This window comes from Mesorhizobium sp. M5C.F.Ca.ET.164.01.1.1, assembly GCF_004792125.1.
Classification (GTDB): Bacteria; Pseudomonadota; Alphaproteobacteria; order Rhizobiales; family Rhizobiaceae; genus Mesorhizobium; species Mesorhizobium wenxiniae.
Window position 1 is genome coordinate 1 of record NZ_SRTG01000405.1, and the last position, 316, is coordinate 316.

Below are 316 nucleotides of genomic sequence, written 5' to 3' on the forward strand. Positions count from 1 at the left end.
GATGCGGGCTGCGTCATGTTCGAGCACTCGAATTTTCGCGGCCGCGCGCTGGAATTGGGGGCGGACGATTCGGTGAGCTTTCGTGGCGGCCAGTTCTGGAACGATCGCGTCTCCTCGGTGATCGTGAGCCGCGGCTGCACCCTCGTCGCCTATTCGGATACGAGGATGCGAGGCCGGTCGATCGAGCTCAATCGCAGGGTCCGCGACTTCAGCAATACCGGCTGGAACGATCGCACCTCATCAGCCGAATGCTATTGCGGCGAGCGGTATTGAGCCGGCCGTGATCTGAGCCAAGACTGCCCGACGTCAAGCGGAG

At 62.7% G+C, this 316-nt stretch carries 1 protein-coding gene; it reads left to right on the forward strand.

The genetic code is table 11. The annotated features are described in order from the left end of the window. Positions 1–273, forward strand: a 273-nt coding sequence (locus tag EN807_RS34015) for a peptidase inhibitor family I36 protein (protein WP_135938055.1), incomplete at its 5' end; no start/stop codon positions are given. Positions 274–316 lie beyond the last annotated feature (43 nt).